General features: G+C 38.5%; 23 protein-coding genes. 10 read left to right on the top strand and 13 right to left on the bottom strand.

Annotated features, from left to right (window positions below):
* Window positions 1–45: 45 nt before the first annotated feature.
* Window positions 46–504 carry a peptide-methionine (R)-S-oxide reductase MsrB gene (gene msrB / locus BLR53_RS02725; RefSeq protein WP_074586923.1) on the top strand — a complete coding sequence of 153 codons (459 nt, stop codon included), beginning with the start codon at window positions 46–48 and terminating at the stop codon, window positions 502–504.
* A gap of 65 nt (window positions 505–569) precedes the next feature.
* Here the strand turns inward: msrB and BLR53_RS02730 are convergent, their stop codons facing one another.
* From BLR53_RS02730 to BLR53_RS02740, 3 genes are all read right to left on the bottom strand, one after another.
* The gene (locus BLR53_RS02730; protein ID WP_244889441.1) at window positions 570–1,412 is read right to left on the bottom strand and encodes an SMP-30/gluconolactonase/LRE family protein; all 843 of its coding nucleotides are present in this window, start codon (window positions 1,410–1,412) and stop codon (window positions 570–572) included.
* Between the two features lie 156 nt (window positions 1,413–1,568).
* A complete protein-coding gene (locus BLR53_RS02735) occupies window positions 1,569–2,123 on the bottom strand; it encodes a DUF417 family protein (RefSeq protein ID WP_244889442.1) in 555 nt (184 codons plus the stop codon).
* Between the two features lie 86 nt (window positions 2,124–2,209).
* The gene (locus BLR53_RS02740; RefSeq protein WP_244889443.1) at window positions 2,210–3,055 is read right to left on the bottom strand and encodes a helix-turn-helix domain-containing protein; all 846 of its coding nucleotides are present in this window, start codon (window positions 3,053–3,055) and stop codon (window positions 2,210–2,212) included.
* Window positions 3,056–3,410: 355 nt separating this feature from the next.
* On the opposite strand from BLR53_RS02740, the gene BLR53_RS02745 reads away from it, so the two are divergent.
* Window positions 3,411–4,028 carry a hypothetical protein gene (locus tag BLR53_RS02745; protein WP_074963856.1) on the top strand — a complete coding sequence of 206 codons (618 nt, stop codon included), beginning with the start codon at window positions 3,411–3,413 and terminating at the stop codon, window positions 4,026–4,028.
* A 13-nt stretch (window positions 4,029–4,041) separates the two neighbouring features.
* On the opposite strand, the gene BLR53_RS02750 is transcribed toward BLR53_RS02745, so the two are convergent.
* Both BLR53_RS02750 and BLR53_RS02755 read right to left on the bottom strand, forming a co-directional pair.
* Entirely contained in the window at window positions 4,042–6,273 is a 2,232-nt protein-coding gene (locus BLR53_RS02750) for a B12-binding domain-containing radical SAM protein (RefSeq protein ID WP_218122959.1), read from the bottom strand.
* Between the two features lie 118 nt (window positions 6,274–6,391).
* Window positions 6,392–7,498 (bottom strand): alpha/beta hydrolase-fold protein, encoded by a 1,107-nt coding sequence (locus tag BLR53_RS02755; RefSeq protein WP_176763504.1) that lies wholly within the window; start codon window positions 7,496–7,498, stop codon window positions 6,392–6,394.
* 321 nt (window positions 7,499–7,819) lie between these two features.
* On the opposite strand from BLR53_RS02755, the gene BLR53_RS02760 reads away from it, so the two are divergent.
* Both BLR53_RS02760 and BLR53_RS02765 read left to right on the top strand, forming a co-directional pair.
* Entirely contained in the window at window positions 7,820–8,887 is a 1,068-nt protein-coding gene (locus tag BLR53_RS02760; RefSeq protein ID WP_074586932.1) for a serine hydrolase domain-containing protein, read from the top strand.
* 84 nt (window positions 8,888–8,971) lie between these two features.
* Window positions 8,972–9,829 carry a helix-turn-helix domain-containing protein gene (locus BLR53_RS02765; RefSeq protein WP_074586934.1) on the top strand — a complete coding sequence of 286 codons (858 nt, stop codon included), beginning with the start codon at window positions 8,972–8,974 and terminating at the stop codon, window positions 9,827–9,829.
* A 65-nt stretch (window positions 9,830–9,894) separates the two neighbouring features.
* On the opposite strand, the gene BLR53_RS02770 is transcribed toward BLR53_RS02765, so the two are convergent.
* Window positions 9,895–10,509: an HD domain-containing protein gene (locus BLR53_RS02770; RefSeq protein WP_074586936.1), complete on the bottom strand. Its 615-nt coding sequence runs from the start codon at window positions 10,507–10,509 to the stop codon at window positions 9,895–9,897.
* 213 nt (window positions 10,510–10,722) lie between these two features.
* Here BLR53_RS02770 and BLR53_RS02775 point away from each other — a divergent pair, with 213 nt between their 5' ends.
* Both BLR53_RS02775 and BLR53_RS02780 read left to right on the top strand, forming a co-directional pair.
* A complete protein-coding gene (locus tag BLR53_RS02775) occupies window positions 10,723–11,217 on the top strand; it encodes a hypothetical protein (protein WP_074586938.1) in 495 nt (164 codons plus the stop codon).
* Window positions 11,218–11,300: 83 nt separating this feature from the next.
* Window positions 11,301–11,618: a helix-turn-helix domain-containing protein gene (locus BLR53_RS02780; RefSeq protein ID WP_074586940.1), complete on the top strand. Its 318-nt coding sequence runs from the start codon at window positions 11,301–11,303 to the stop codon at window positions 11,616–11,618.
* Window positions 11,619–11,701: 83 nt separating this feature from the next.
* Here the strand turns inward: BLR53_RS02780 and rpiA are convergent, their stop codons facing one another.
* Entirely contained in the window at window positions 11,702–12,394 is a 693-nt protein-coding gene (rpiA, locus tag BLR53_RS02785; RefSeq protein WP_074586942.1) for a ribose 5-phosphate isomerase A, read from the bottom strand.
* Between the two features lie 146 nt (window positions 12,395–12,540).
* On the opposite strand from rpiA, the gene BLR53_RS02790 reads away from it, so the two are divergent.
* On the top strand, window positions 12,541–14,103 hold the full coding sequence (locus BLR53_RS02790; RefSeq protein ID WP_083331974.1) for a S41 family peptidase: 1,563 nt from the start codon (window positions 12,541–12,543) through the stop codon (window positions 14,101–14,103).
* 132 nt (window positions 14,104–14,235) lie between these two features.
* Here the strand turns inward: BLR53_RS02790 and BLR53_RS02795 are convergent, their stop codons facing one another.
* The 4 genes from BLR53_RS02795 to BLR53_RS02810 all read right to left on the bottom strand — a co-directional run bounded on the left by BLR53_RS02795 (window position 14,236) and on the right by BLR53_RS02810 (window position 18,292).
* A complete protein-coding gene (locus BLR53_RS02795) occupies window positions 14,236–15,027 on the bottom strand; it encodes a hypothetical protein (protein WP_143007806.1) in 792 nt (263 codons plus the stop codon).
* A gap of 125 nt (window positions 15,028–15,152) precedes the next feature.
* Complete coding sequence (locus tag BLR53_RS02800) at window positions 15,153–15,911, bottom strand: LytR/AlgR family response regulator transcription factor (RefSeq protein WP_074586947.1); 759 nt, start codon at window positions 15,909–15,911, stop codon at window positions 15,153–15,155.
* Window positions 15,883–16,992: a sensor histidine kinase gene (locus BLR53_RS02805; RefSeq protein ID WP_037442924.1), complete on the bottom strand. Its 1,110-nt coding sequence runs from the start codon at window positions 16,990–16,992 to the stop codon at window positions 15,883–15,885. Before BLR53_RS02805 ends, BLR53_RS02800 begins: the two co-directional genes overlap by 29 nt.
* Window positions 16,993–17,095: 103 nt before the next feature.
* The gene (locus tag BLR53_RS02810) at window positions 17,096–18,292 is read right to left on the bottom strand and encodes an MFS transporter (RefSeq protein ID WP_074587322.1); all 1,197 of its coding nucleotides are present in this window, start codon (window positions 18,290–18,292) and stop codon (window positions 17,096–17,098) included.
* 131 nt (window positions 18,293–18,423) lie between these two features.
* Here BLR53_RS02810 and BLR53_RS02815 point away from each other — a divergent pair, with 131 nt between their 5' ends.
* Window positions 18,424–19,275, top strand: a complete 852-nt coding sequence (locus BLR53_RS02815) for a helix-turn-helix domain-containing protein (RefSeq protein WP_244889444.1) — start codon at window positions 18,424–18,426, stop codon at window positions 19,273–19,275.
* On the opposite strand, the gene BLR53_RS02820 is transcribed toward BLR53_RS02815, so the two are convergent.
* Both BLR53_RS02820 and BLR53_RS02825 read right to left on the bottom strand, forming a co-directional pair.
* Window positions 19,262–20,842 (bottom strand): hypothetical protein, encoded by a 1,581-nt coding sequence (locus tag BLR53_RS02820; RefSeq protein WP_074586951.1) that lies wholly within the window; start codon window positions 20,840–20,842, stop codon window positions 19,262–19,264. The genes BLR53_RS02815 and BLR53_RS02820 overlap by 14 nt on opposite strands.
* Before the next feature lie 3 nt (window positions 20,843–20,845).
* Window positions 20,846–21,718 (bottom strand): ABC transporter ATP-binding protein, encoded by an 873-nt coding sequence (locus BLR53_RS02825; protein ID WP_074586953.1) that lies wholly within the window; start codon window positions 21,716–21,718, stop codon window positions 20,846–20,848.
* Between the two features lie 128 nt (window positions 21,719–21,846).
* Here BLR53_RS02825 and BLR53_RS02830 point away from each other — a divergent pair, with 128 nt between their 5' ends.
* Together BLR53_RS02830 and BLR53_RS02835 are read left to right on the top strand one after the other, a co-directional pair.
* Window positions 21,847–22,422 carry a TetR/AcrR family transcriptional regulator gene (locus tag BLR53_RS02830; RefSeq protein ID WP_083331975.1) on the top strand — a complete coding sequence of 192 codons (576 nt, stop codon included), beginning with the start codon at window positions 21,847–21,849 and terminating at the stop codon, window positions 22,420–22,422.
* Between the two features lie 85 nt (window positions 22,423–22,507).
* Entirely contained in the window at window positions 22,508–23,419 is a 912-nt protein-coding gene (locus BLR53_RS02835; protein WP_074586957.1) for an NAD(P)/FAD-dependent oxidoreductase, read from the top strand.
* Window positions 23,420–23,607: the final 188 nt, after the last annotated feature.

A 23,607-nucleotide genomic window follows, 5' to 3' on the forward strand; every position in this document is an offset into this window, starting at 1 on the left:
AAATACAAGGATCAATAATATTTATATAACATTAAAACTAAAATTATGCTTAACTGGGATAATGTAATCGATTTGGCCGATAACGGCAATCACGCACCTGAAAGAAGAGTGGAGAAAACTGAAGAAGAATGGAAAGCGCAACTTACTGCCGAACAATTCTATGTGACACGTAAACATGGTACAGAAGCTTCTTTCAGTCATGAGCTGTGCACAAGCTACGACGCTGGGCTTTATTCCTGTGTTTGTTGCAACACTTTGCTCTTTGATTCCACTGAAAAATTCGAATCTGGAACTGGCTGGCCAAGCTTCACGCAACCTGTCCAGGAAAATAGGGTCAAGTACATCAAAGATGGTTCATATGGTATGGTCCGCATAGAAGCGCAATGCAATGTGTGTGATGCGCATTTGGGGCACGTATTCCCGGATGGTCCGAAACCAAGTGGCCTTCGCTACTGTATGAACGGCGAGTCGTTGATTAAAGAATTTAAAGAAACAGAGGAGTAATCATAAGGGTAAAGAACATATATGTTCAACTCCCTTACGTGCTTGTCACGGTTTTTAAATCTACCTCAATCTACGCCCTTGGTACGCATCGGAAGTCTGTAAATTGCAGTTGAGGCAGTGATAAACAGATCCGTACGGTCTTTACCGCCAAAACAAACGTTCGCTGTCCAGGGCTCTTTTACTTCGACATGACCTATCAGGATACCTGCCGGACTGTAAATAAAGACGCCTTTTCCAGTCAGGTAAATGTTACCCTCGTTATCCAGTGTCATCCCATCAGATCCCTGGTCAATGACTAGCTTCTGTCCGCTGAGCTTACCATTAGGTTCAATGGTATACCTGTAAGTTTTATTTCGCTCAATATCTGCAACATACAGGTATCTGCCATCAGGCGACCCTACGATCCCGTTTGGTTTAGCGACGTCATCAGCCACTACCACCGGCTTTTTCCCTTTTCCCGGTGGCAGGTAATAAACTTTCTGTCCTTCTATTTCCGGCTTTTTTCTGGTCCAGTAGTCGCGAGGGTAATAAGGGTCTGTAAAATAGATGCCACCCTTGCTATCTGCCCAAAGGTCATTGGGACCATTCAGTTTCTTTCCGTCCACATCTGACAGCAAGACGGTAACTTTGCCGCTATTGCTTATTGACCAGATTTCATTTTTTTCATCTGCACAGGCAAGCAGCTGACCGCGACGGTTAAAGTACAATCCATTTGCACGGCCTGCTGAATCTTTAAAAAGCGAGAGATGACCTTCAGTACTATATTTCCAAATCTTGTTATTGGGTTGGTCGGTAAAATAAACATCTCCATTTTTGTTCACTGCCGGCCCTTCTGTGAAGGAGAACTGCCGGGATATTAATTTCAGGCTATCCTGATTAAACAATTGTGCTCTTGTATCTAGTCCCATTAATATGAAGATTAATGACAGCAAAAGTGCAGGATAGTACCTGCGAGAAGTGAATGAGTATAGCATAGTTAATGTCTGAATCAAAAAGTAGTCATTTTACCCCGAAAATCAATAGATTACAAGGATTTTCAAGGAAAACACTAAAATATACATCAATTACTTCTTTTGGTCTAATAATCTTTTAGCACAGTCAGATGCACACAAAAGACCGCCAGCCATCATGATAACATCTTTAATTACCAATCTCCCCGCGGCAGATAAATAAGGAAAGCCAAACTCTGGCCCGCCTAAATTAGGTACCCAGGTTTCAGGTGTAGTAATTAAAAAGGTAAGGGTAACCAACGACATACCGGCAGTGAGCAAACCTCCCACCAATCCAATACGCGTATTAAAAATACCTAATAAAGTTAATGAACCAATAATTACAATGGAGGTGCCTAATGCATATGAAAAGCCATAAGTGCCGTTTTGGGTATGCCACTTAATATTATCTTCGACAACTTCTCCTTCTTTATTCTTGTGCGCTTTATATTCATTAGGCTTACCATTGTAAAAGAAACTCATCAGCGGACTATTTGCAACAAACGGTACAATTCCATCTGCCTCATACTGGAAAGCTTTAAGTCCGCCAATCCATACCATCACGATAAAAATGGCCATTCTCATTAAATTAAAAAACTGACTTTGTAATTTGGCTAGGGTAATTAACATGTTCATCGGTTATCGCTTTAAATGTTTATAATTTAATAGCAAAATTAAGTAGCCGCCGCCCTGCTTACAATGGACAGATATGGATATTATCTGGACAAATCTGCAACTATAGATATCCCAACATTGTTCCGAAATGCACTGGGTGTAACACCTGTATGCTTTTTAAAATAGCGACTAAAATAATTCTCATCGTCAAAATTTAGCTCAACAGCAATTTGTTTCATACTTTTATAACTCAAATGAATCAACTTTTTAGCCTCTAAAATAACTCTTTCCTGAATAAGGATTGATGGTGATTTTAAAAAATGCTGTTTACATATTTTAGAAAAATTATTTGGCGAAATACCCATTTGGTCAGCATAAAAAGAAGGTTGTCTTTCTTTATTAAAATTGCATTCCAATAAGGTCTTAAATTTCACTACTGGATGATGTATATTCTTTCCCTCATCAATCACATTGTGTTCCGATTTGATTTTACTACATAATGCTAATATCAATTGTAAATAAGCTCGCACTACTGCGGTATATAAAGATGAGTTTTGCAATTCAACAGATAATTTTTCTAAAATAGAATCTATTTCAATATAACTAGCTGGCTCGAGGTTTATGTAGGGTTGCTGATATATATTATTAAATAAAAGACCATTACAAGCAACTTCTTTTTTATGATATTCTATACAATAAAAATCACCATGAAATTGCAGTATTCTGGTTTTAAGTGGCTGTTCTACATTAAAAGAAACCATTTGATAAGGAGTTGCAAACAATATAATTTTACCTTCAAAAGGGTATTCCACCAAATCTATAGTTACCTTTCCCCTTCCTTGTAAAAGATAGATGGAATACATTGCTGCTCCACCAAGTCGATTGATAGTAGTTGTGTTGAATTCCTGAATGATACAGCTATTTTGATTTACTTGATTTTCTATCATTGGTTATTGTTGGTATTTATAAGCACATATAATGTACAGAAAATATCCATGGCCCTATAGTGTGAAATTGCAGCGATCTTAATTTGAGAACATTGATTACCTGTCATCTAGTTCATCGGCCAAATTAATTATTTGTTTTAAATCATACAGAAAGGTGTTCGAGAAAATGTCTTGAGGCTCACTTAGTGTCACATGGTTTGAACGCTACTAAAAGCTCTTTAATGTTTTTTAACCAAAAGACATTAATTATATATACCTTAGGTTAATAAACGTTTCGCGTCTTATTAAACTCAGGGGTAATAAAACTTTATTAACTGTGAGAGATGCAAGCACTAACCAAATAAATCCTGCAAAAATGAAGCTAAATTATCTCGCCTGTTTAGGTATGTTGTTGATCATATTCAATGCCTGCAGTAAAAATGGCATCGAAAATGTTGCGCCTGAAAAGCCAGAACTAGAAGAATCAGTTTATCTGCTTTTAAATAAAGAAACAATAGATTTTAAGGTCTTTAAAGGTTCTAATAGTGGAGGTAAAGACGTTTCCGCGACTGAGGAGCCCGAATCATTTTGGAACAAAGATAAATTGGCAGATTTAAAGTATGACACTTTAATCGTCAGAAATGACAGTATTTTTGAAAGACCTGCAAAGTATGAGAAAAATGCATTTAAATATAAAATCAGTAATGATACAATTTACCAGTGGAATCGATATGCCAGCTTTTGGGCATTATATGGATTAAAAAAAGCCGATAGAATTGAGCATTATGGGTCTTATTATTCTTTTCAAAAAGTTAGCCCGCCTTCCGTATTTGCAGAGAATGGACATAGAGATGGATTAGTTAATTCATCAAAATATTTCAACGATAGTGAATATATGTTTAAGAGTCCTGCAGACATGAAATCGGTAAATGACCAGGCTGCCTGGTATAATGTCCGATATGTATATAAAAAGGTTAATAAGACACCCGGCTAGCTGCTATAAACTATTATAAAACCAATAGTCCAAAATCTCTTAAACTATAAACCGGCTCGGAATACCAGAACAGCTCAAAATGTTCCATTGTAGTCTCAAAATCAGCTTTGGTTTCCTGAAAAGTATAAACCTTAGTATTAGAAACCGCAATTTTCTGCAAGAAAGCAGAGAGCCATTCTCCTTCTTCCCGACTGGTTTGGATGTTGAAGCTTTCCTTTTTATCATGGAAAGTTAAGATCATCATTTCGATTGCCTTATTTTTTTTATATCTGGAAAAATGCTCCTGCTCGGGCTTCCCTCCTAACCAAATTACCTTAGCAGTTGGTTTCGTATTGAGTTTATGATCATCCTTTAAAGACTTTTCAATGAAATCTGCTGAAATAGTTGTTCTGGGAATCTTAAAATCAAACCATTCCTGTAATTTATAATCGAAGCAAATGCCATGCATAAAATTAAACAGTGATTTCTTTAAGCCGAAACTAAACCTATCATGGTCGATACCTGTTTTATCAATATAATTGATATCATTATTAGCGAATGTTCCTATAGTTTCGGTTTCTTTAACTACACCAAATCTTTCTGGATACATGCCAACAGGACTATGAGCAGTCATCGCGAACTGATGCCAGAAGCCTGATTGCACTACTCCTGCTTCGAATAATTGCCTGACCATTTCCAGACTGTCAACAGTTTCCTGAATTGTCTGGGTTGGGTAACCATACATCAGGTAAGCATGAACTAATATTCCTGCTTCAGTAAGGTTCCGGGTAACCTGAGCTACCTGCTCAACAGATACTCCTTTGTCAATCAGCTTTAACAACCGATCAGATGCGACTTCTAAACCGCCTGACACGGCGATACAACCTGAGGCTTTAAGTAAAATAGCTAAATCTCTGGTAAAGCTTTTTTCAAAACGGATGTTTGTCCACCAGGTTACGGTTATTTTTCTTCTTAAAATTTCGAGTGCAACTTCCCTCATCAGCGCAGGCGGAGCTGCTTCATCTACAAAGTGAAAGCCATTCTGACCGGTATTCGCACTCAATTCTTCAATTCTATCTACAATCAGTTTAGCTGCAACAGGCTCGTAGACTTTAATATAATCCAATGAAATATCACAAAAGGTGCATTTCCCCCAATAACAGCCATGCGCCATTGTCAGCTTGTTCCAGCGTCCATCACTCCACATCCGGTGCATCGGATTCACGATCTCTATAACTGAAATATAACGGTCTAAATGCAAATCACTATAATCCGGCGTACCTACGTCAAATTGCTTATAATCACTTCTTAACGCATCGTTCTTATAAACTACTTCACCATTCTCCAGTACAAATGTTCTTTTATACAGGTTAAATGGAGTATCATTTATAATGGCATTAAAGATCAGTTCTAGCGGTAGTTCTCCATCATCCAGGGAGATATAATCAAAAAACTCAAATACCCTGTTATCAGAAAGGGAGCGCAATTCTGTATTGGCAAAACCACCACCCATTGCTATTTTTATTTCAGGATAATGTTGCTTTACAAATTGCGCGCACCGGAAAGCGGCATACAAATTTCCTGGGAAGGGAACAGAAATAACAAATAATTTAGGCTGAATATCGGCAATTTTATCTGCTAAGATTTTAACGAGAATTTCATCCATATACGTATAGCCTTGATTCAGGACCCCATACAGCTCATCAAATGAATTTGCGCTCCTGCCTAATCTTTCGGCATAACGACTAAAACCAAAATTGGGGTCGATACACTCAATAATGAAATCCGATATATCTTCCAGATACAGCGTCGCTAAATGTTTCGCTTTATCTTGCGTTCCCATTGAGCCAAATGCCCAGTCCAATTCCTCTAACTGCGTAAATCTGGATGCCTCTGGCAGATAATCCTCCTGGCATATCTGCAAAGCTAAGGTTGGGTTTTTGCCCTGTAGAAAAGCGATTACCGCATCGATTGATTTGATATATTCCTCTTTTAAAGCAATAATCCGTTTCGCATTTGGACTTTTGGATTGGTCGGCCCGCCCCTCTGCATGTAAAAAAAGGTTTTCTAATCCTTTACGTGAAAATAAGGCAAGAATCACTTCAATACCCAGATCGGCCTGTGTTGAAGAGATATTTTTAGTGTTCAAAAAACCCTTGATATAGGCAGTGGCAGGATACGGCGTATTCAGCTGTGTAAAAGGAGGTGTAACAAGGAAAATATCTGTTTTCAAAATTGGATTGTATTTCGCTGCAAAATTATCCATAATTATTTAGTAAACAGCATCTGAATTTCCCTGAATTGCCGGCCAGTTCAACTGCCCCAAAAATATAGCCTATTTTTTCTTTCGACAGTTCTATACTTTGATTGATTGAATATCTGCTTTATTTGAAAAGCAAAGGTGTAAATTCTGATAAGTATCTGCGCCATACCTGGTAACTATGCACCCCGTCCGACTCCTTATACTCAAAGCTGATATTCTTAGTCTTCAGCCACTCGATATACTTTCTGACTGACGGTGTTAGATAATCATCTCTTCCAATTGCAATCCAGATCAGCTTAAGCTTTTGATTAATCGATTCATCCAATTTGGGGAATGCCTTTGCATAATCCGGATCGAGCAGAATTACTGCCGGGCTGAAGCCTCCTACATAGTCAAAAACATCCGGGTGGTTCAGTCCGATATCAAGCGACTGTCCTCCTCCCATTGACAGTCCAGCAACAGCGCGGTATTTTTTTGTTTTGCCCACATTATAAAATCCTTCGACCATCGGGATGACCTCTTTGAGGGTTGCTGCGACAAAAAGCCGCTCGTTCTTTTCATAGGATTGCTTATTTCGTACCCCACTTCCGGGATCAAACATCTCCGGAGCTCCATATCCAAGTGTGTTGACAATTATCATAGGTTTCGCCTTTCCTTGCGCAATCAGGTTGTCCATAATGATATTCTCACGTCCTGCGGTAACCCATGCGCTCGTTTCGTCGGTAATACCGTGGAACAGATATAGAACCGGATAAGGTTCCGGACGTTTAGGATCATAGCCTGGCGGTGTGTACACACGCATGTCACGCTGGTCACCGATTATTGCAGATCTAAAAAAATGCTGACTTAAAACCCCGTGAGGTACATCATTCACTTCCCAGCTTAAAGTCGAAGGTCCTGGTACATGTACCAGGCTTTGACCTAATGCTCTTTTAAATAAAGGTTTTATGTAAGGATTGTTTGGATCGGGCATATTATTACCATCCACAACAAATGAATACCGGTAGACGTCAGGAGCGAACGTTTCCAGATAACTCCATACGCCAGCGGTATCGATAGACATTTTTCTGGGCTTGGCGTCATCCATAATCAGCATTACTTTCTTTGCATTCGGCGCCAGAAACCTGAACGTTACAGCACCAAATTTATCAACCTCAGGGGATTGGATGTTCTTCTGTACCGGGGTCGCTGGTATTGTCTGTGCAACTACATCTGCCTGTTGTATCATACATAGGAATAGATAAATAATTGATAGATTATGCTTTAACAGGCTTTTTAGCATTGCATGAATGGGTTATTAAGCCACGAAAGTAGGTCTGTGTTGTTAACTCAACAATAGCGTTTCATTATCATTATTTAACCTCTGGAGCGACTATGTTACCCTAATATATTTTGGAGTTTAAATACACCGGCAGAAACAATTTTTAAGCTAGTTTAGTAATTGATTTAGAAACAGATCTCCTTGCAAATGTTTTCATCCATAAATTTAAGTGGGTGCAACTTAAGTTTTACTCAGGTGTCTTATAAGAGGAATTAAACCTGTTCATTCATGAAATACTATTTAATCGTTGTTTGCTTTTTATTAATTAATACCTGCCTGTTTGCCCAAAATAAAAACCTTAATGACTTTGTAAAAAAATATGCCAGCGAGCATGATTTTAATGGAACCATATTGGTGCAAAAAGGGTCAGCACCCCTCCTATATCATCAAAGCTTTGGAATTGCTGAACGCGCATTTAACAGTCCAATAACCAATGAAACGGTATATCAGGTCTGCTCAATTACCAAAACATTTACGGCCGTTTTAATTCTTCAGCTGGTTGAAAAAGGAAAGATTAATTTAGATAAAAAAATCATAGACTATCTGCCCGCCTATAAAGGTGAAGCTGGCAAGAAAGTATCTATCCACCAGTTGTTAAACCATACCTCTGGAATGAAGAATATAGATACTGCTAAGGACGCCAATTTCATGAAATACGGTATAGGATTCTTTCATGTCCCATATACTTTAGATGAAATTGTTAACAAATTTTGCTCAGATCCACTCGTTAATGAGCCGGGGACAAAATTCGATTACAACAATGGGGAATACATGATCTTAGGCAGAATTCTGGAAGAGCTGTATAAGATGTCATACGAGCAGATTTTAAATCAGCAAATTCTCATTCCTTTAAATATGAGTAACTCCGGCTTACTTTCGCACTATAAATTGATAAAAGGCTTGGCTACACCATATTACAGAAGTGCAACCCAAAATATAATTCCTAATCTCCCTGTCTTCGTCGAAGATTTTTCTGCTTCCGGGGCCATGTATTCTTGTACAGCAGACCTAATTAAGTTTAATAATGCTCTTTTTAATTATAAACTGATTAGGCAGGAAACTCTCGATCAGCTGCTCACTCCCGGATTGGATGAATATGGATATAGTGTCTGGATTAGAGGTGGTAAAGGACCAGACGTAAAATATAAGCGTATGGAAAGGTACGGAAGGATTATGGGAGCGAACGCTGCTTGGTTCCACTATTTAAATGATGATGTGACAATTATCATATTATCCAATACGAACTTTACCGACTTAGGTGATTTTGCCAGAAAAATCGGACAATTCATTTTTTAATTGGGTTCATCTAATGAATTTTAATCCGCTATTTTTACCATTCAGATCTGAGATCGTACCAGCCCCTCACTTTGGCTAATAACTATGGTAATAGACTATAAGAAAATTGACTTATTTGGGAAATCATTTATCCAAAAGATAGTATTACAACCTCCTTTTAAATTTGCATTCCCTGTATCAGAACAAGCCTGCTTTTTATATATGCATAAGGGTGAGATGCAATATCAATTCGATGATGAACACGTAAATATTCCAACTAATTACTCGTTATTTCTAAATTGCATAAACTCGGGACGACAAATACATAATGCCGGTTCAAATAGTAATGGAGAAATTGTAATCGTTACTTTCCACCCGGATATCTTAAAGAAAATATACGAAAGAGAACTTCCTATGTTGCTTCAACGACCAGGGAGTATAATATCCAATCTGTCAAGTGAAAAAATAAATAATGACTTTCTGATACAGAAGTACATTGAGGGGCTCTTGTTTTATTTTGAAAACCCATCCCTGGTAAATGATGATATCTTAATTTTAAAATTGAAAGAAATCATCCTGTTACTATCACAAACTCGCAATGCCGAATCGATACAAGTAATACTATCACAGCTTTTTTCGCCGGTAACCTATACTTTCAAACAAATAATAGAGGCGCACCTGTTTTTACAGGTTCGGGTCGAAGAATTGGCACGAAAGGCCAATTTAAGTGTTTCATCATTTAAAAGAGAATTTGCAAAATTGTATAGTGACACCCCTGCAAATTATATTAAAACCCAAAGGCTGGAAAAAGCTGCAGAACTACTTTTAGCTTCTGGTAACCGGATCACAGACATTGCCTTTAATTGTGGTTTTAATGATTTGGCAAATTTCACTAAAAGCTTTCACGATAGATATGAGGTTACGCCAACTAATTATCGGCTAAAACTAAAGCACAAGCCATAAGCAGCGATCGCCGCTGCCCATTATGGTTCTTCCAGCTGATTTTCATTGATGTATTCAGAGCACCTCTATTCCTGCTTTTCAGGAGGCGTATCTTTCCTGAGAATCCCCTTTTCTACACTATCATTTAATAAGTGCTCAGCATAGGTCCAAATTGAAGACGAACCATCCTGAATGGCTTTTTTCTTACTATAAACAGTATGATATTCCACGTCAAATTCCGCCCAGGTACCACCATTATTAGTGGAATTTTGCAGTAGTGGTTCAAACCTGTCCATAGTTCTGGCAAATTTAGCATCGTCAGTGATCCCTTCTTCAAATTCTTCCCATATCGCGATAAATTCTTGAGCTTGTAATTCCGGTAATATTCCAAAAATACGGTTCGCAGCCAAGCGTTCCTCATCTGTATTGGAGTGGTTTTTTGAGGTGTCGTAGATAAAAGTATCACCCGCATCTATTTCTACTAAATCATGAATCAGCACCATCTTCAGTACCTTAAGCACGTCAATCGGCTTATCAGAGTGCCCTGCCAAAACTAGTGTCATCATTGCTAAATGCCAGCTATGCTCTGCATCGTTTTCATGCCTTTCACTATTAAATAATTTAGTCCTGCGCTGGATATATTTTAATTTATCAATCTCTTTAATAAAAGCCACTTGTTGCAGCAGATCACTTGTAACCATCACTTTGAAAATCTATAATTAGAAATATACGAACGAAAATGCCAAAGTTAGATAAATTGGCTGGAGAGTGCATGACCCAAATTGCCAAATAATTGAGCCAATCCACAAAGTTCCTTCCTCTTTCCTTTGACACCTTTGTGATATGAATAAATGACTATTTAACTATATGTCAATAATATCCTATTCAAATCAAACAATCATAAAATCTAAATCATGGGACTTTCAAACTTAGGGATCTTTCACACAATCGTTGGCATACTTGCCATTGCTACTGCAGTCATATCGTATGTAAAATACGGCAAAATCAATTTGGCAGAATTATATGGGAAGATCTATTTTTACGGAACTGTAATTACTTCATTAACCGCATTAGGTATTTCAAAACATGGTGGATTTAATCCAGGACATGTCTTTTCGATATTAATTTTGATTTTAGTATTTGTAGCATACTTTCTCTATTCAAAGAAAAAAGGGAGCAACCGGAGCCGGTATTTTGAGAACTTTTTCCTGTCATTCAGCTTTTTTCTATCGTGGCTTCCTACCATTAACGAAACTTTTACGCGTATTCCAACCGGCCATCCTTTAGCGAGCGACTCAACTGACCCGATAATAGGTAAAACACTAATTATTATCTTAGTATTATTTATTGTTGGCTCAGTTTATCAATTTAGAAAACAAAAGAAAATAAACACCGATGCAGGTCTTTAGACAAAGGTTGAATCACTGGGATCAACACTCAATTCCTATGTGCTTGCAATAACAGAAGTATTATCATTAAATTTGCCGCCGAAATGAACACCGTGCTGAAGGCCGGGAATACTTTAAACGATTACGAGAAACAAATGGAAAAGAACGATTTTGCCTCGATCTGGCTGGAAGAAAGCGGGAACCCTGCTATAGAAGAATTAGCACAACTGAATCTAGATATTGCCGGTAAAACCGAGAAAACGTTAGCTGATAAAGGACTGTCGGTAAATGACCTGGCTGTCTCCCTAGATATCAATTCACAAGAAATAGAAAGGTGGTTAAAAGGCAGACATACTTTTAGTATGAAGATAATACAGGAGATTTCCGATATACTCGAAGGTTATTCCATACAACCAGAATGATCCAGTAATCTGCAGAAGATAGCTCTTCTTACGCCCCTCCTACAATCTTAAGTTACGAGGGGCGTAAACGAAATCCTACCCTTTCATCTGGCTTTCAAAATTTGCACCCCTTCTGGTGCTGCTATAATAACTTTAGATGCTATTTGATAAAATAAGGAATGATCTATAACGCCTGGTAAAGATTTAATCGTCTTATTTAACTCGCCGAGATCCGGCATGGTATCAAAATATACATCGAGCAGAAAATTGCCATTAGCTGTGATCACGGGGTCATTTGTCTTGTCATTTATACGCAAGCTTAATTTAAGCTGATACTTACTGTATAAAGATTCTACAGTGCTTTTAACAAATGTCAGTGCTTTAGGAAGTAGTTCTACACACAGAGGAAAAGTTGTATTGAGAACGGGAACAGATTTATCCTTATCCACCAGGATAATGAATTCCTGTGCCATAGCAGCGCATATTTTCTCTTCAGTATGAATACCGGCACCACTTTTTAAGGCATTTAGATTTTCATCAACCTGATCACAGCCATCGAAATGATAATCTATTCTACTTAAGTCAGCATAGTCCAGACAGGCCAAACTGAAATTTTGAAGGAGCTGAGCTGTTGGCAATGAAGGAGTCACAAAACTCATGGAATCTTTAAAGGCTATTTCCTTGTAGATCAGATCGACGAGGTGACCTATAGTAGCCCCAGCGCCCAATCCAATAATCTGATTCGGTTTCAAAAAGGGTAAAGCCGCTCTTGCAGCCTCTTTTTTTAATTCGTTCATTAGATGTTATAAAAAATTTAAAAGATCAATTGCTTTCTGATATGAATATTCAAATTATCCAGGCAGTTATTAGTTCGTAATTATTGATTAAACTACCAACCTTTCTGCAGGTTTTTGTAATTTAACGTTGAATATTCGAAAATCACATGAAAAAAGTACTGTTTTTGCTATTACTGATGCATCAGGGGTGGGTACAGTCAGCTGCGAATTCTTTAAAGCAGCCCAAACAACCTGTCGACAGCATGTCTGTATACAATCAGCAGCTTCATCCAAAAGAGATGAAGAAGGACCTTGAGGTGTTCCTTGATATCCGTAAAAAAACTAATTCTGGTCTTTATCGATATCGGACTCAAAAACAGATTGATAGTATCTATAAATGGGCTTTTAAAGAGGTGCGTAAGCCGATGTCCACACTCGATTTTTACAAAATAATTTTGCAGCTGACTGATTTTGAAGGAAGTTGCCACAACTATACAGAACCTCAGGCCAGCCTGGTCAGGTATTTTAATCAGCAGCGCGGCTTCTTTCCGTTTGCGCTTAAATATATTGAGGGAAATATGGTTTTTAACAGCAAAACAGACAAAATCCCTGTAGGGTCCCGGGTGACTAGTATTAATGGCATTACAGACAAGAAGCTGATGCAGTCCTTTTATAAATATTTAACGGCGGACGGTTTTAACCAGACACAAAAGCTATCGGGAAGTGTAAACGGAAGTTATGGTTTACGTTATCTTTATGAGTATGGGATCAATGATAAATTCACCATCGGATTTATCCCCCCTGGCACGACTGAACAGCAAACCGTGACGGTACCAGCTGTAACGCTGGAAGAAAGAAAAGCCAACCTCACCTTGCGACATAGTGCGCCTGTCGATAGTATAATTGATTACAATGTGCAGCCCAAGTACAGTTTTAAGATGGTGAATCCATCGACTGGTCTGTTAAACCTGCGGATATTTTCCATGGCATCTGGAACAGACGATCCGGCATTTCCAATATATGTTGCGTTTATCGACAGTGTATTCCGCTCACTTAGCGACAACAATATACCTAATCTGATTCTGGATATTCGTGGCAATCCCGGCGGCAGTGATCCTACTTATGAACAACCGATGATGTACCTGACGGATTCCACTTTCAAAGAAAATACCCGGGCCTATACTATATTTGATAACGGGATTCCATATGAAAAATATTTTTGGGGAATATCTACTGCAGTAAAAATGGATTCGGCAGATAAAGCTGACGGGAAGCGAATGCTGAAGGACTATTTCCCCGCATTACGGAATGGTAAGAACTTGCAGAACGTCAAGTATAATCCGGTTTATTACCCAAAGCAACCTGGTTTTAAAGGGAAGCTCTATTTACTCATTGATGAAAATGTAGCATCTGCGGCTTCTCACCTGGCTTCGCTGGTAAAAGCTTATGCACGCAACGTAACCATTGTTGGCGTAGAAACAGTTGGAGGATATTATGGTCATAACGGCCATATGTCATTAATATATGAACTTCCCCATTCAAAATTAAAGACTAAGTTCTCTACGGTTTTTGTTGAGCAGGATGCACCGGTAAAGTCAGATCAGCCAATAGGCAGGGGCATTATTCCCGATGATACAGTCTGGCCTACTTTCAGTGATTTTATGCAGAATCGGGACACGCAAATGGAATATGTGCTCAAACTAATCGCTGAGAAGAATGAAATATTCTAACATATTGATCTGTAGGGGTATGTGACAAATGAGCCCCTGTGCAATTCTTATTAACCTGGATGAGCTTATAAAGTTTGGGCACAGAAAAACTTAAACCTGATTTTTGCAAGGGGCTCAGAAGGCGTAAAATTCTTATTTTTTTGTATAGTTTGAATACTCCGAAATGGTCTGTATATCAGCAGACTGACCAAGAAATTTAGCTTGAATACCGAGGTTTGAAGTCGTAGTCACGTAGCGCTTCGCCTGATCATTCCAGGTGTATTTTAAGGTAAGATCTAATTTATCGGCTTTAAGAATCGCGATTTTAACCGGTTTTTCATTCAGTGCTTGTATTTGTTCCAGTTTTTTAGTTCTAAGATTGATAGTCATATATGACCTGCAATCTTTTAAAAACGCAGCTTTTTTAGCAACAGTTCCGGGATCCACCTTGTAGCTGATAACCAGCTGATCTGATGTTTGCTTCTCGATCTTGTAGCTTGCGTCGTCTATTTTGCTCGCGTCGTCTGGTTGATTCTGATTTTTTCTAAAAGAATTAATCTCCGACTTCGATGGAGATTTCCCTTCTATAGAAACTACGGTCCATTGCTCTTCTTTTGGATTGGATGGGTCATAGGTTGCCACGGTAGTTTTTTCTTTACCAGCGGCAATCACTGTTTGTTTCAGTTCGTAGGCAAAGTCTTCTGGTTGCTTAAGATTGTTCGGATCAAGAATACTTTCATCGATATTGTTTTTGGAAAAGGCATCTAATACTGCTACTTTCTGAGCAGAAACATGGAGAGATGCGACTAACAGACATACGACTAATAGCGTCTTTACCCCATAATTTTGAAATCCGGACATTGTTTCTTCAATACTTGCAACTTTAATTTTATGACCAACTATTTTCAACTTTAAGTCGGCCATTGCATTTGTTTTTGTCATCATTTTGATATTATTATTGTTTTGATGCCTCAAAGTTATCGGTAGCTAACTTCGCTAATACGACTACTTAAGTGAAACAACGAAAATATCTGCTGAATTGACGAACGGGTCTCTTGAGTTGACCCCGGCTAATAGTCAAGCCACGTTTTAAACAAAGGAGCTTTTGTTCTGCTGACAATAAGGTCATCATCTGCGCAGTTTTTCACCTTAAGTTTAAGCTTACCGTTGAAGAAATTATGAACTTTTTCTATCGAATTGACATGTACGATATACTGACGATTTACTCTAAAGAAGTTTTTAGGTTCTAATTCCTGCTCCAAGGTTTCCAGGGTATGCGGCACGACATTTTGCTCTCCGTTGAAAAGAACTGCATAACTAATATTCAGATTAGAATAGAAAAAAGCGATATCCTCGACACTCACTTTTTTATAGCCGTCCCGGTAGGGAAGCAGAAAACGAGTTCTGTAGTCCTTTGGCTGGATCTGAGCAATCAGTTCCTCAATCAGGGGGTATTCCAAATTTGATTGCTGCACAGACTTTTCAAATTTGACAATGGCCGCTTCCAACTGCTCTTTCTCAATTGGTTTGAGCAAATAATCTATGCTGTTGTATTTAAATGCTTTGATAGCATACTCATCGTAAGCAGTTGTAAAAATTACCGGGCATGTCACCTCTGCCAGGTTAAAGACTTCGAAACTTATACCATCTGCCAGTTGTATGTCCATTATAATCAGGTCGGGACATTCATTTTCAGAGAGCCAGTCTACGGTTTTCTTTACACTAGTTAAAACACCAACGATCTGAATATTTGGTCTGATTTTTAGCATCAGGCGTTGTATCCGGTCTGAGTTGGGTTTTTCATCTTCCAGAATTAATATCTTCTTCATTATATTCAATAATAAGGGGGACTTTTACAGTGAAACTTTCATCATCTCTCTCTACAACTGGCTTTCTACCACCTAATAAAGCATATCGATCGATGATATTTTTTAAGCCTATGCCAGTAGATTTATTTTCTTTAATCAGCGGTAGTAATATATTCGAGACCACCAGTTCATCGTCATCATTAGAATAGATGTTCACAACTAAAGGATTATCTTCTTCTGTACGGTTATATTTTAATGCATTTTCTATGAACAGCTGAAGCGTAACCGGAGGTATCAGCATGTCGAGTTTAGACTCATCAATATTAATCTGAAAGACACTTCCGCCCCCCATCCTATTCTTAATTAGAAAAAGATAAGCATCAAGAAACCTAAGTTCCTCACGCAGACTGATCAGTGTTTTTTTAGAATTTGTTAAAAGATAACGGTATACTTTAGCGAAATTCTCCGTATAGTCATATCCTAGCTGCTGGTCTTTCAATATCAATTCTGCGAGTACACTGAGGTTATTAAAAACGAAATGCGGGTCAAGTTGTAATTTAAGTGCCTCGAGTTCTATTTCAGCCGCCATCTGTTTATGCTGTGCAGCCTTAATCTCAAATTCGGCTGCCTTCCTGGTGGCCGTCTTCCAGTTTCTCAATAAATAATCACCAGTAGTGAGGGCACTAACTACCAAAGCCCAAAGTATGATGGATATAATTGTATATGTCGCCTCTCTCAGGCCAAGTGCCGGTAATCGGGGATCCACAGCAACTCCAACTATTATTAAATAAGTTATTGATAATAATATGATAAAGAACAGTACTCCTATAATCTGATAAAACACCTGAGTGAGCAGACGTCTGAAAGGATGGATCATCCATGGGACTTTTTTATTGAGCCTTCTGTCTATCAGCATACTTATTGCGAGAATAGCTATACAAAAGGCCAAATTTATAAGAACATCGGCTACTATTCTGAAAACTGGTAAATCAATATATTTCTGCCAATACGAATAAGGGAGTATAACGAATGTTGTCGCATAGGAGCCGATAAAGGTAAATGCAATCAATAGTAAATTCTTTGAGATACTCTTCTTTATCATATTAGATATCTTTTCCCGCCATTCAGAGGTTAAAACCAGTCGGGGTAGTCCGCAAAAATAACAAATAAAGATAGCTCTGTTGAAATCTGCTCAACCTATAACATCAGATATTCCTATTCACTGGCACCTGTGTGTTTTTTGGAGCTGTTCGTTTTCGATTAGACAAGCAAAAAAATATCAGTGCTGAAAATAATATGATTGCCCAAGGAAAAGATGAGGCGCCTAGTTTTTCCAGCAAAACCCCGCCGGTAATACCGCCGATTGCAATTGCCAGATTAAATACAGTCACAAACATAGATTGTGCGACATCAGAATTATCACCGGCCCGATCTGCCATATCCTTTTGAAGTAATGTAGACACACCTCCAAAGGAAATTCCCCACAAAGCTATGCCAAAGTATAATAAAGGTTGGAATTGATTGGCTATAACTAGTGAAAATGCGCCCATGGCAAATGCCAGCAAGCTTACTTTTACAAGAAGAATAAGCCACCTGTCAATTAAAATACCTACTATACCAATTCCTATAAGGGATGATACACCAAAGATCAGCAATATTAAATCAACCCTGTCAGTGAGGCCAAAATCAGAGAGATAAGGGGAAATATAAGTATAAAGAATATTATGGGCCAGTATCCACATGAACATAATAAGCAATATACGCCTTATACCCCCGAGCATAAATACACGGTAAGCACTTAATTTTTTCTGTGGTACCAATCCTTTGACATCAGGTAATGCAATGATCATCCAGATCATAAGTAATAAAGATAATGCAGACATTGTCCAGAAAGCACCCTCCCAACCAAAAACTTTACCAAGCCATACCGCCAATGGAAGACCTATTGCTAAAGCAACTGGCTGTCCGGCACCCACTACCGCTATAGCCCTTCCAACCATACCCGGGTGTACGATACCCCTTGAATACCCGATCAATAGACCCCATGTAATTCCCGCTGCCATACCCGCTATAAACCGGGCACATAAAGTAAGTATATAACTAGTCGATAAAGCAGTTATTGCATTAAATACAAAAAAACCGACCGTGGCCATTAATAGCAATCGTTTTCTTGGCCAGTGAAGCGTCGCTGAAATAATTGGAATTGCCGCCATTACAGACCCCAGGGCATAGAGTGTAATCAGCTGCCCGACTAAAGATTCCTTTATCCCCAGGCTTGCTCCTATCTCTGGTAGTAAACCAGCCGGCATGGTTTCGGTCATTATTGCAACAAAACCCGCTAAAGCCAACGGAACTAATTTTAAAAATGGTAGCTGTTTTGATAACACTGAATCTTGATTCATTTTAGTTCTTTTAATTGTGTATGCTATTTGATTTGTGAATAGGCTCATTTCTGGAGCGCTACATCGAGCAAAAATAGACCGGAAAATCAGTTTGTTATCAGTACTATTTTGGTATAATTAGGTATGTTTGTATGATGAGAAAAGAAAGTATGCACCATCAGGTGGAAATAATCTACAGCCAGACGGATCAGTGTCCGATGACAGACAGCTCATTTAATTTTTTCCAGTTCGTTCATATTGTGTCTGGGAGCGGATCGCATGAAGTAAACGGAAATCGTATAACTTATCAGGCTGGTTCATTTTTACTGATTACACCAAATGATTATCATGCTTTTTATGTAGAAACACTAACCGAATTTCTGATTATCCGTTTTAATAAAGGCTATATTAAAGAATACCAATGGAAGAGTATTGATCATATCGAATGCCTGCTGCATAATGCGTCCCATGTATCTGGATGCATTATTGAAAATGCGAATGACAAATTACTTGTTAACTCAATCGTAGGATCAATCCTGCATAATATTAAATACAATGATCTGTATAATAATGACCTTAATCAACATTTAATCAATGCCTTGATTGTAATAGCAGCAAGGAATATAGCTAAATTTAAACCCGCCAATATTAAAGAACACGCGAATAAAAAGATCGTCGACATTATAAATTATATCCAATCGAATATTTACTCGCCAGGGCAATTGAAAGCACCTGTTATTTGCGGTAAATTCGGTGTATCTACTAATTATCTAAGTGTATATTTCAAAGAGGCATGCGGCGAAACTATCACGCATTTTATTGCAAATTACCGTCTTCGTCTCATTGAATACAGATTAAATTTTAGCGATTGTAGGATTAATGAGCTTGTAGAGGAATTTGGCTTTGCTGACGAAAGTCATATGAATAAGTTTTTTAAAAGGCATAAAGGAATGAGTATGAGCACCTATAGAGGCGCGAAAGATGCGTTAGTTATAAGTGCCTGATCTGATAAGCTCTGGCTAAAAAGAGAACTCCGGTCAGGGCTAGGTTCATCGCTAAAACAGTCAATATGAAAAATGGTGTATGATGAGCTGGCAAACTACCCAGGTAATCCGTTAGCGGCACTTTATTAATCACTGCGTAGGTAAGCAGAAAGAAAAATATCTCGAAAAGTTTTTTGCCCCCTGTTAATATACCAAGCGCTACAGCCAGTAATACAATTAGCGTTGCCCCATTGAGCAGGCCCGCAACACCATATATATTAGAAGCTGATATACTACGAATAATGACGGGTAAAGACAAACTTATCGATAATAATATACCGGCTATAATTTGAGCAGGCAGCATACGCTGTAAGGGTTTATATGATGCATACGCAAAGTAATGAATCCGGTTAGTTTTCTCTTTAGTAACCAGTTCTGACCAGCGTGTCACCTGCAAAAACAATAACACCGGCAGCAGATAATTATAGGCGAGATCAAAGGGAACTAAAAACATAGCTCCCCATAAAGCTGCATTCAATAACCACAACCATTTATTACCCTGCCTTATCAGTAATAAAAACTCAGTTCTGATAAGCGGAAAAATCCCATAGTTAAATGACAGTGGCGGTAATATACCCCTGGTTATTCCTGCCGGATTAATTAACTGGACGGGTTTAAGGGATGCTAATGCCTGGAGTTTCTTTTTTTTATTGGTTACAGCCTGATTGAAATCAAACCGGTGAAAAAAAAGAGAGGATATATATATTAAAAGTAATCCAAAGCCTATCCAGACCACGCGACTGAATATAAATACAGATGTCCAGTTAAGGCCCTCCCATTCAAAAAATTTATAGGTTTTGTGCCCGTTAAAAATAAAGCCAAATGATACAGACTTGATATTTTCGTGAAAATTGGTATTAATATGTTGGGTAATACTTTTACTGATTAGGCTTAAACCAAATGGATCAAAAACACCGGAAGAGTCATTACCGCCTTTATTATTGATAAATGACATACAGACACCGCATAATAGAAAGTATATTATAAACTGCAGAATACTACGCTTACCCAGAAAAACTTCTGCTGTCACAGCCAGAGCGGCTACTACAAATAACGCCGGTATAGCGAAGAATAAATAAGGAAGAATAAAGTTACCCAGAATAAATGGCTGGTCTGTTCCGCGCACGAGAAACACAACAATGCTTACCATAAACGTAATACCGGTAATAGTTAGCAATACCAGGTAATTACTGATCTGCTTGCTTAGCAGATATTTAAAATTAGTAAGAGAGGTGGTGGCTATAATAAGACCTACTTCTGTTTCGATATCTTTTTTAATACCACTGTTAACCAGCACGAAACCATAGAAAGATAACATAACAGTAGTCATAATCCCTGATACGTAACCTACCCAGGCTGAGTTGTAAACTCCCCGGTACCCCGAAGCGCTTAAGGTGGTATAACCTGCGGTATCCGGTGGCACAAATGAGTAAGCTATGAAGACGGTAACCGCCAATGTTATCAAAAATGAATAGCTACGGGTACGCTGCAGGTAATCGGCTTTTATAATGTTGTAGAGATATTGCATAGCTTAGCCGTTTTTATGGGTTAAAAACAGGTAAGCGTCCTCTAACGTGGCTGTAACGGAGATTGATTCAGGAGCTACATTATCTTTGGTACTGATATAACGTACTTTTATCCTATCGCTCTGACGGGCCGTATCAATCACTTTGTATTGATTTTTAAATTGATTAAGTGTATTACTTTCCAGCAGCACCTCAAATATCCGGCCCTCGGCTTGTTTGATAATATCATACTGTGGTGCATGTGTGATTAGCTTACCATCCTGCATAATAGCAACCTCGTCTGCAATAGTCTCAATATCTGATACAATATGCGATGACAGGATAATAATACAATCGTGTGCCAGATCGTAAATTAGCTGGCGAAACCGCATCCGTTCTTCCGGATCGAGTCCAACCGTGGGCTCGTCAAATATCAATACTTTAGGATCATTAAGCAATGCCTGTGCTATCCCGATCCGCTGTTTCATACCACCTGAATAAGTTCCTATCGGCCTTTTGGCATCGGCGGTAAGGTTGACACCCTCCAACAGCAAATCTATACGCTGCCGAAGCCTTTTACCACCAATACCTTTCATAGCGGCTATATACTCCAGAAACTCATAGGCGTTAAGATTAGGATACACACCGAAATCCTGCGGTAGATAACCGAGTACTTTGCGAATTGTATCCGGTTTCTGAACAATATCCGCACCATCTAATAACAATGTTCCTGATGAAGGTTTACTAATAGTCGCAATGATCTTCATTAGTGTTGATTTTCCGGCGCCGTTCGGGCCTAATAAACCTAAAACTCCTTTATTAATGTTAATGGAGTAATCCGTAAGTGCAGGTTTCTGTGTATTGTATTTTTTGGTCAGGTTTGTTATTATGAGAGCCATGTTAGATGATATATGCTGCTATGACACTCATAAGCAGAGGTATGTTACGTAGGTAAGGAAATAAAATCGAATTAGATTGGGCTTTCCATTTGTATTTATGACAGACATATGTCGCACTTAAATAAAATATGTCATATTATTGCGACATGGAAGTGACTAAGAAAAGAATCATTGACGCAGCGATAATTGTGTTTAACAACGACCCGTCCGGGACACTTGACATGGTAGCGGACAAAGCAGAAGTAACCCCGCGTACACTCTACCGCTATTTTAAAGACAGAAAAATATTACTTGAAGCTTGCAGGCAGGAAATGGCTTTGACTTGTAAAGCTGCGATGAATGCTGCCTTTGAAGCGAGTACTGTTCCGTTAAAGCAATTGGAATTAACCTTATACGCAGGCATAGATTGTGGGAGTAAATATGCTTTTTTTGATAAAATATACCAAAGATCTGATTACCAACCATCAGCAGGTGATGAAGAAAACCGCGAGTACGATGATATTAATAGCAGGTGGCTTGCACTTATCATTGCTTTACAGAAGCAAGATATCATAACCAGCGAACTCACTCCTGAGTGGATCTATGAATTATTTAGTGGTATGATTAATACTACGCTCAGGTCAATAAGTTCTGGTAATGTAGCGCCTAATAATATCAAAAAATTTGCCTGGTATTCTTTCAGTAAAAGTATTGGGATCAGTTAATCAGCGCATTAAACACTTTCTTGGCGAAAGTCTCGCTGAGCTTAACCATTATTAATTCAGCTAAAGGACATCAATTTTTAAAAAAATGGAAAAAACTACAAATTTTGACGTGATTATAATCGGCGGAAGCAGCGCCGGATTATCTGCTGGTATGTGTCTTGGACGCGCATTACGCAATGTACTTATTATTGACAGCGGAAAACCATGTAACCAGCAAACGCCACATTCACACAACTTCCTTACGCAGGACGGTTCTACACCGAAAGAAATCCTTTCTATCGCAAAGGAGCAGTTAACGCAATATAAAACAGTTGAATTCCTGACAGATTTAGCAGTCAAAGGAATAAAAACAGATTCTGGCTTTGAAATTAGTACGCGATCAGGCAAATCATTTCTAGGCAAAAAGCTGGTTTTTGCGACCGGAATTAGCGATAGTATGCCTGCGATTGAGGGTTTTGCAGAATGCTGGGGAATTTCTGTCATACACTGCCCCTATTGCCATGGTTACGAATATAGAAATGAAAAAACCGGGATACTCGCAAATGGGGACCTAGGATTTGAAACCGCTAAACTAATATCTAACTGGACAAAGGACCTGACGTTATACACTAACGGTAAATCTGACTTAACCGCTGCCCAGACTGAAATTTTGAAGGAGCATGGTTTTACTATAGAAGAAAAAGTAGTGGAACGGATCGTTCATGAAAATGGCCAAATCGAAAAAATCATATTTAATGATGGTGCAGAGGCTAATTTAAATGTTTTGTACGCGAGACTTGGCTTTACTCAGCATTGTTCAATTCCTGAAGATTTAGGCTGTGAGATGACTGAACAAGGTCATATTAAGGCAGATATGTTTATGAAAACTACCATTCCGGGCGTTTACGCTTGCGGTGACAATATAAGTCCAATGCGCTCTATTGCCAACGCCGTATATAATGGTTCAGTTACTGGTGCTGTGCTTAATATGGAATTGATAAATGAGTCTTTTTCTTAGACACTACTCTCTTTGGGTAAACTTCGGGTTATCCCCGGACGACAAGGTGTGTTTCGTCATTGTATCGAACCTCGTTAAAATTTCCTTCATTATTCCTTCGTTATTTCTTCAATTCCGATTGAAGGAACAATGAAGGAAGTCCGAACAAACCCCGAACAAAGTGTGCAGCAAATGTTGACGAAACCAGC

The sequence above is a fragment of the Pedobacter antarcticus genome (genome assembly GCF_900103515.1).
Taxonomy (GTDB): domain Bacteria; phylum Bacteroidota; class Bacteroidia; order Sphingobacteriales; family Sphingobacteriaceae; genus Pedobacter; species Pedobacter antarcticus.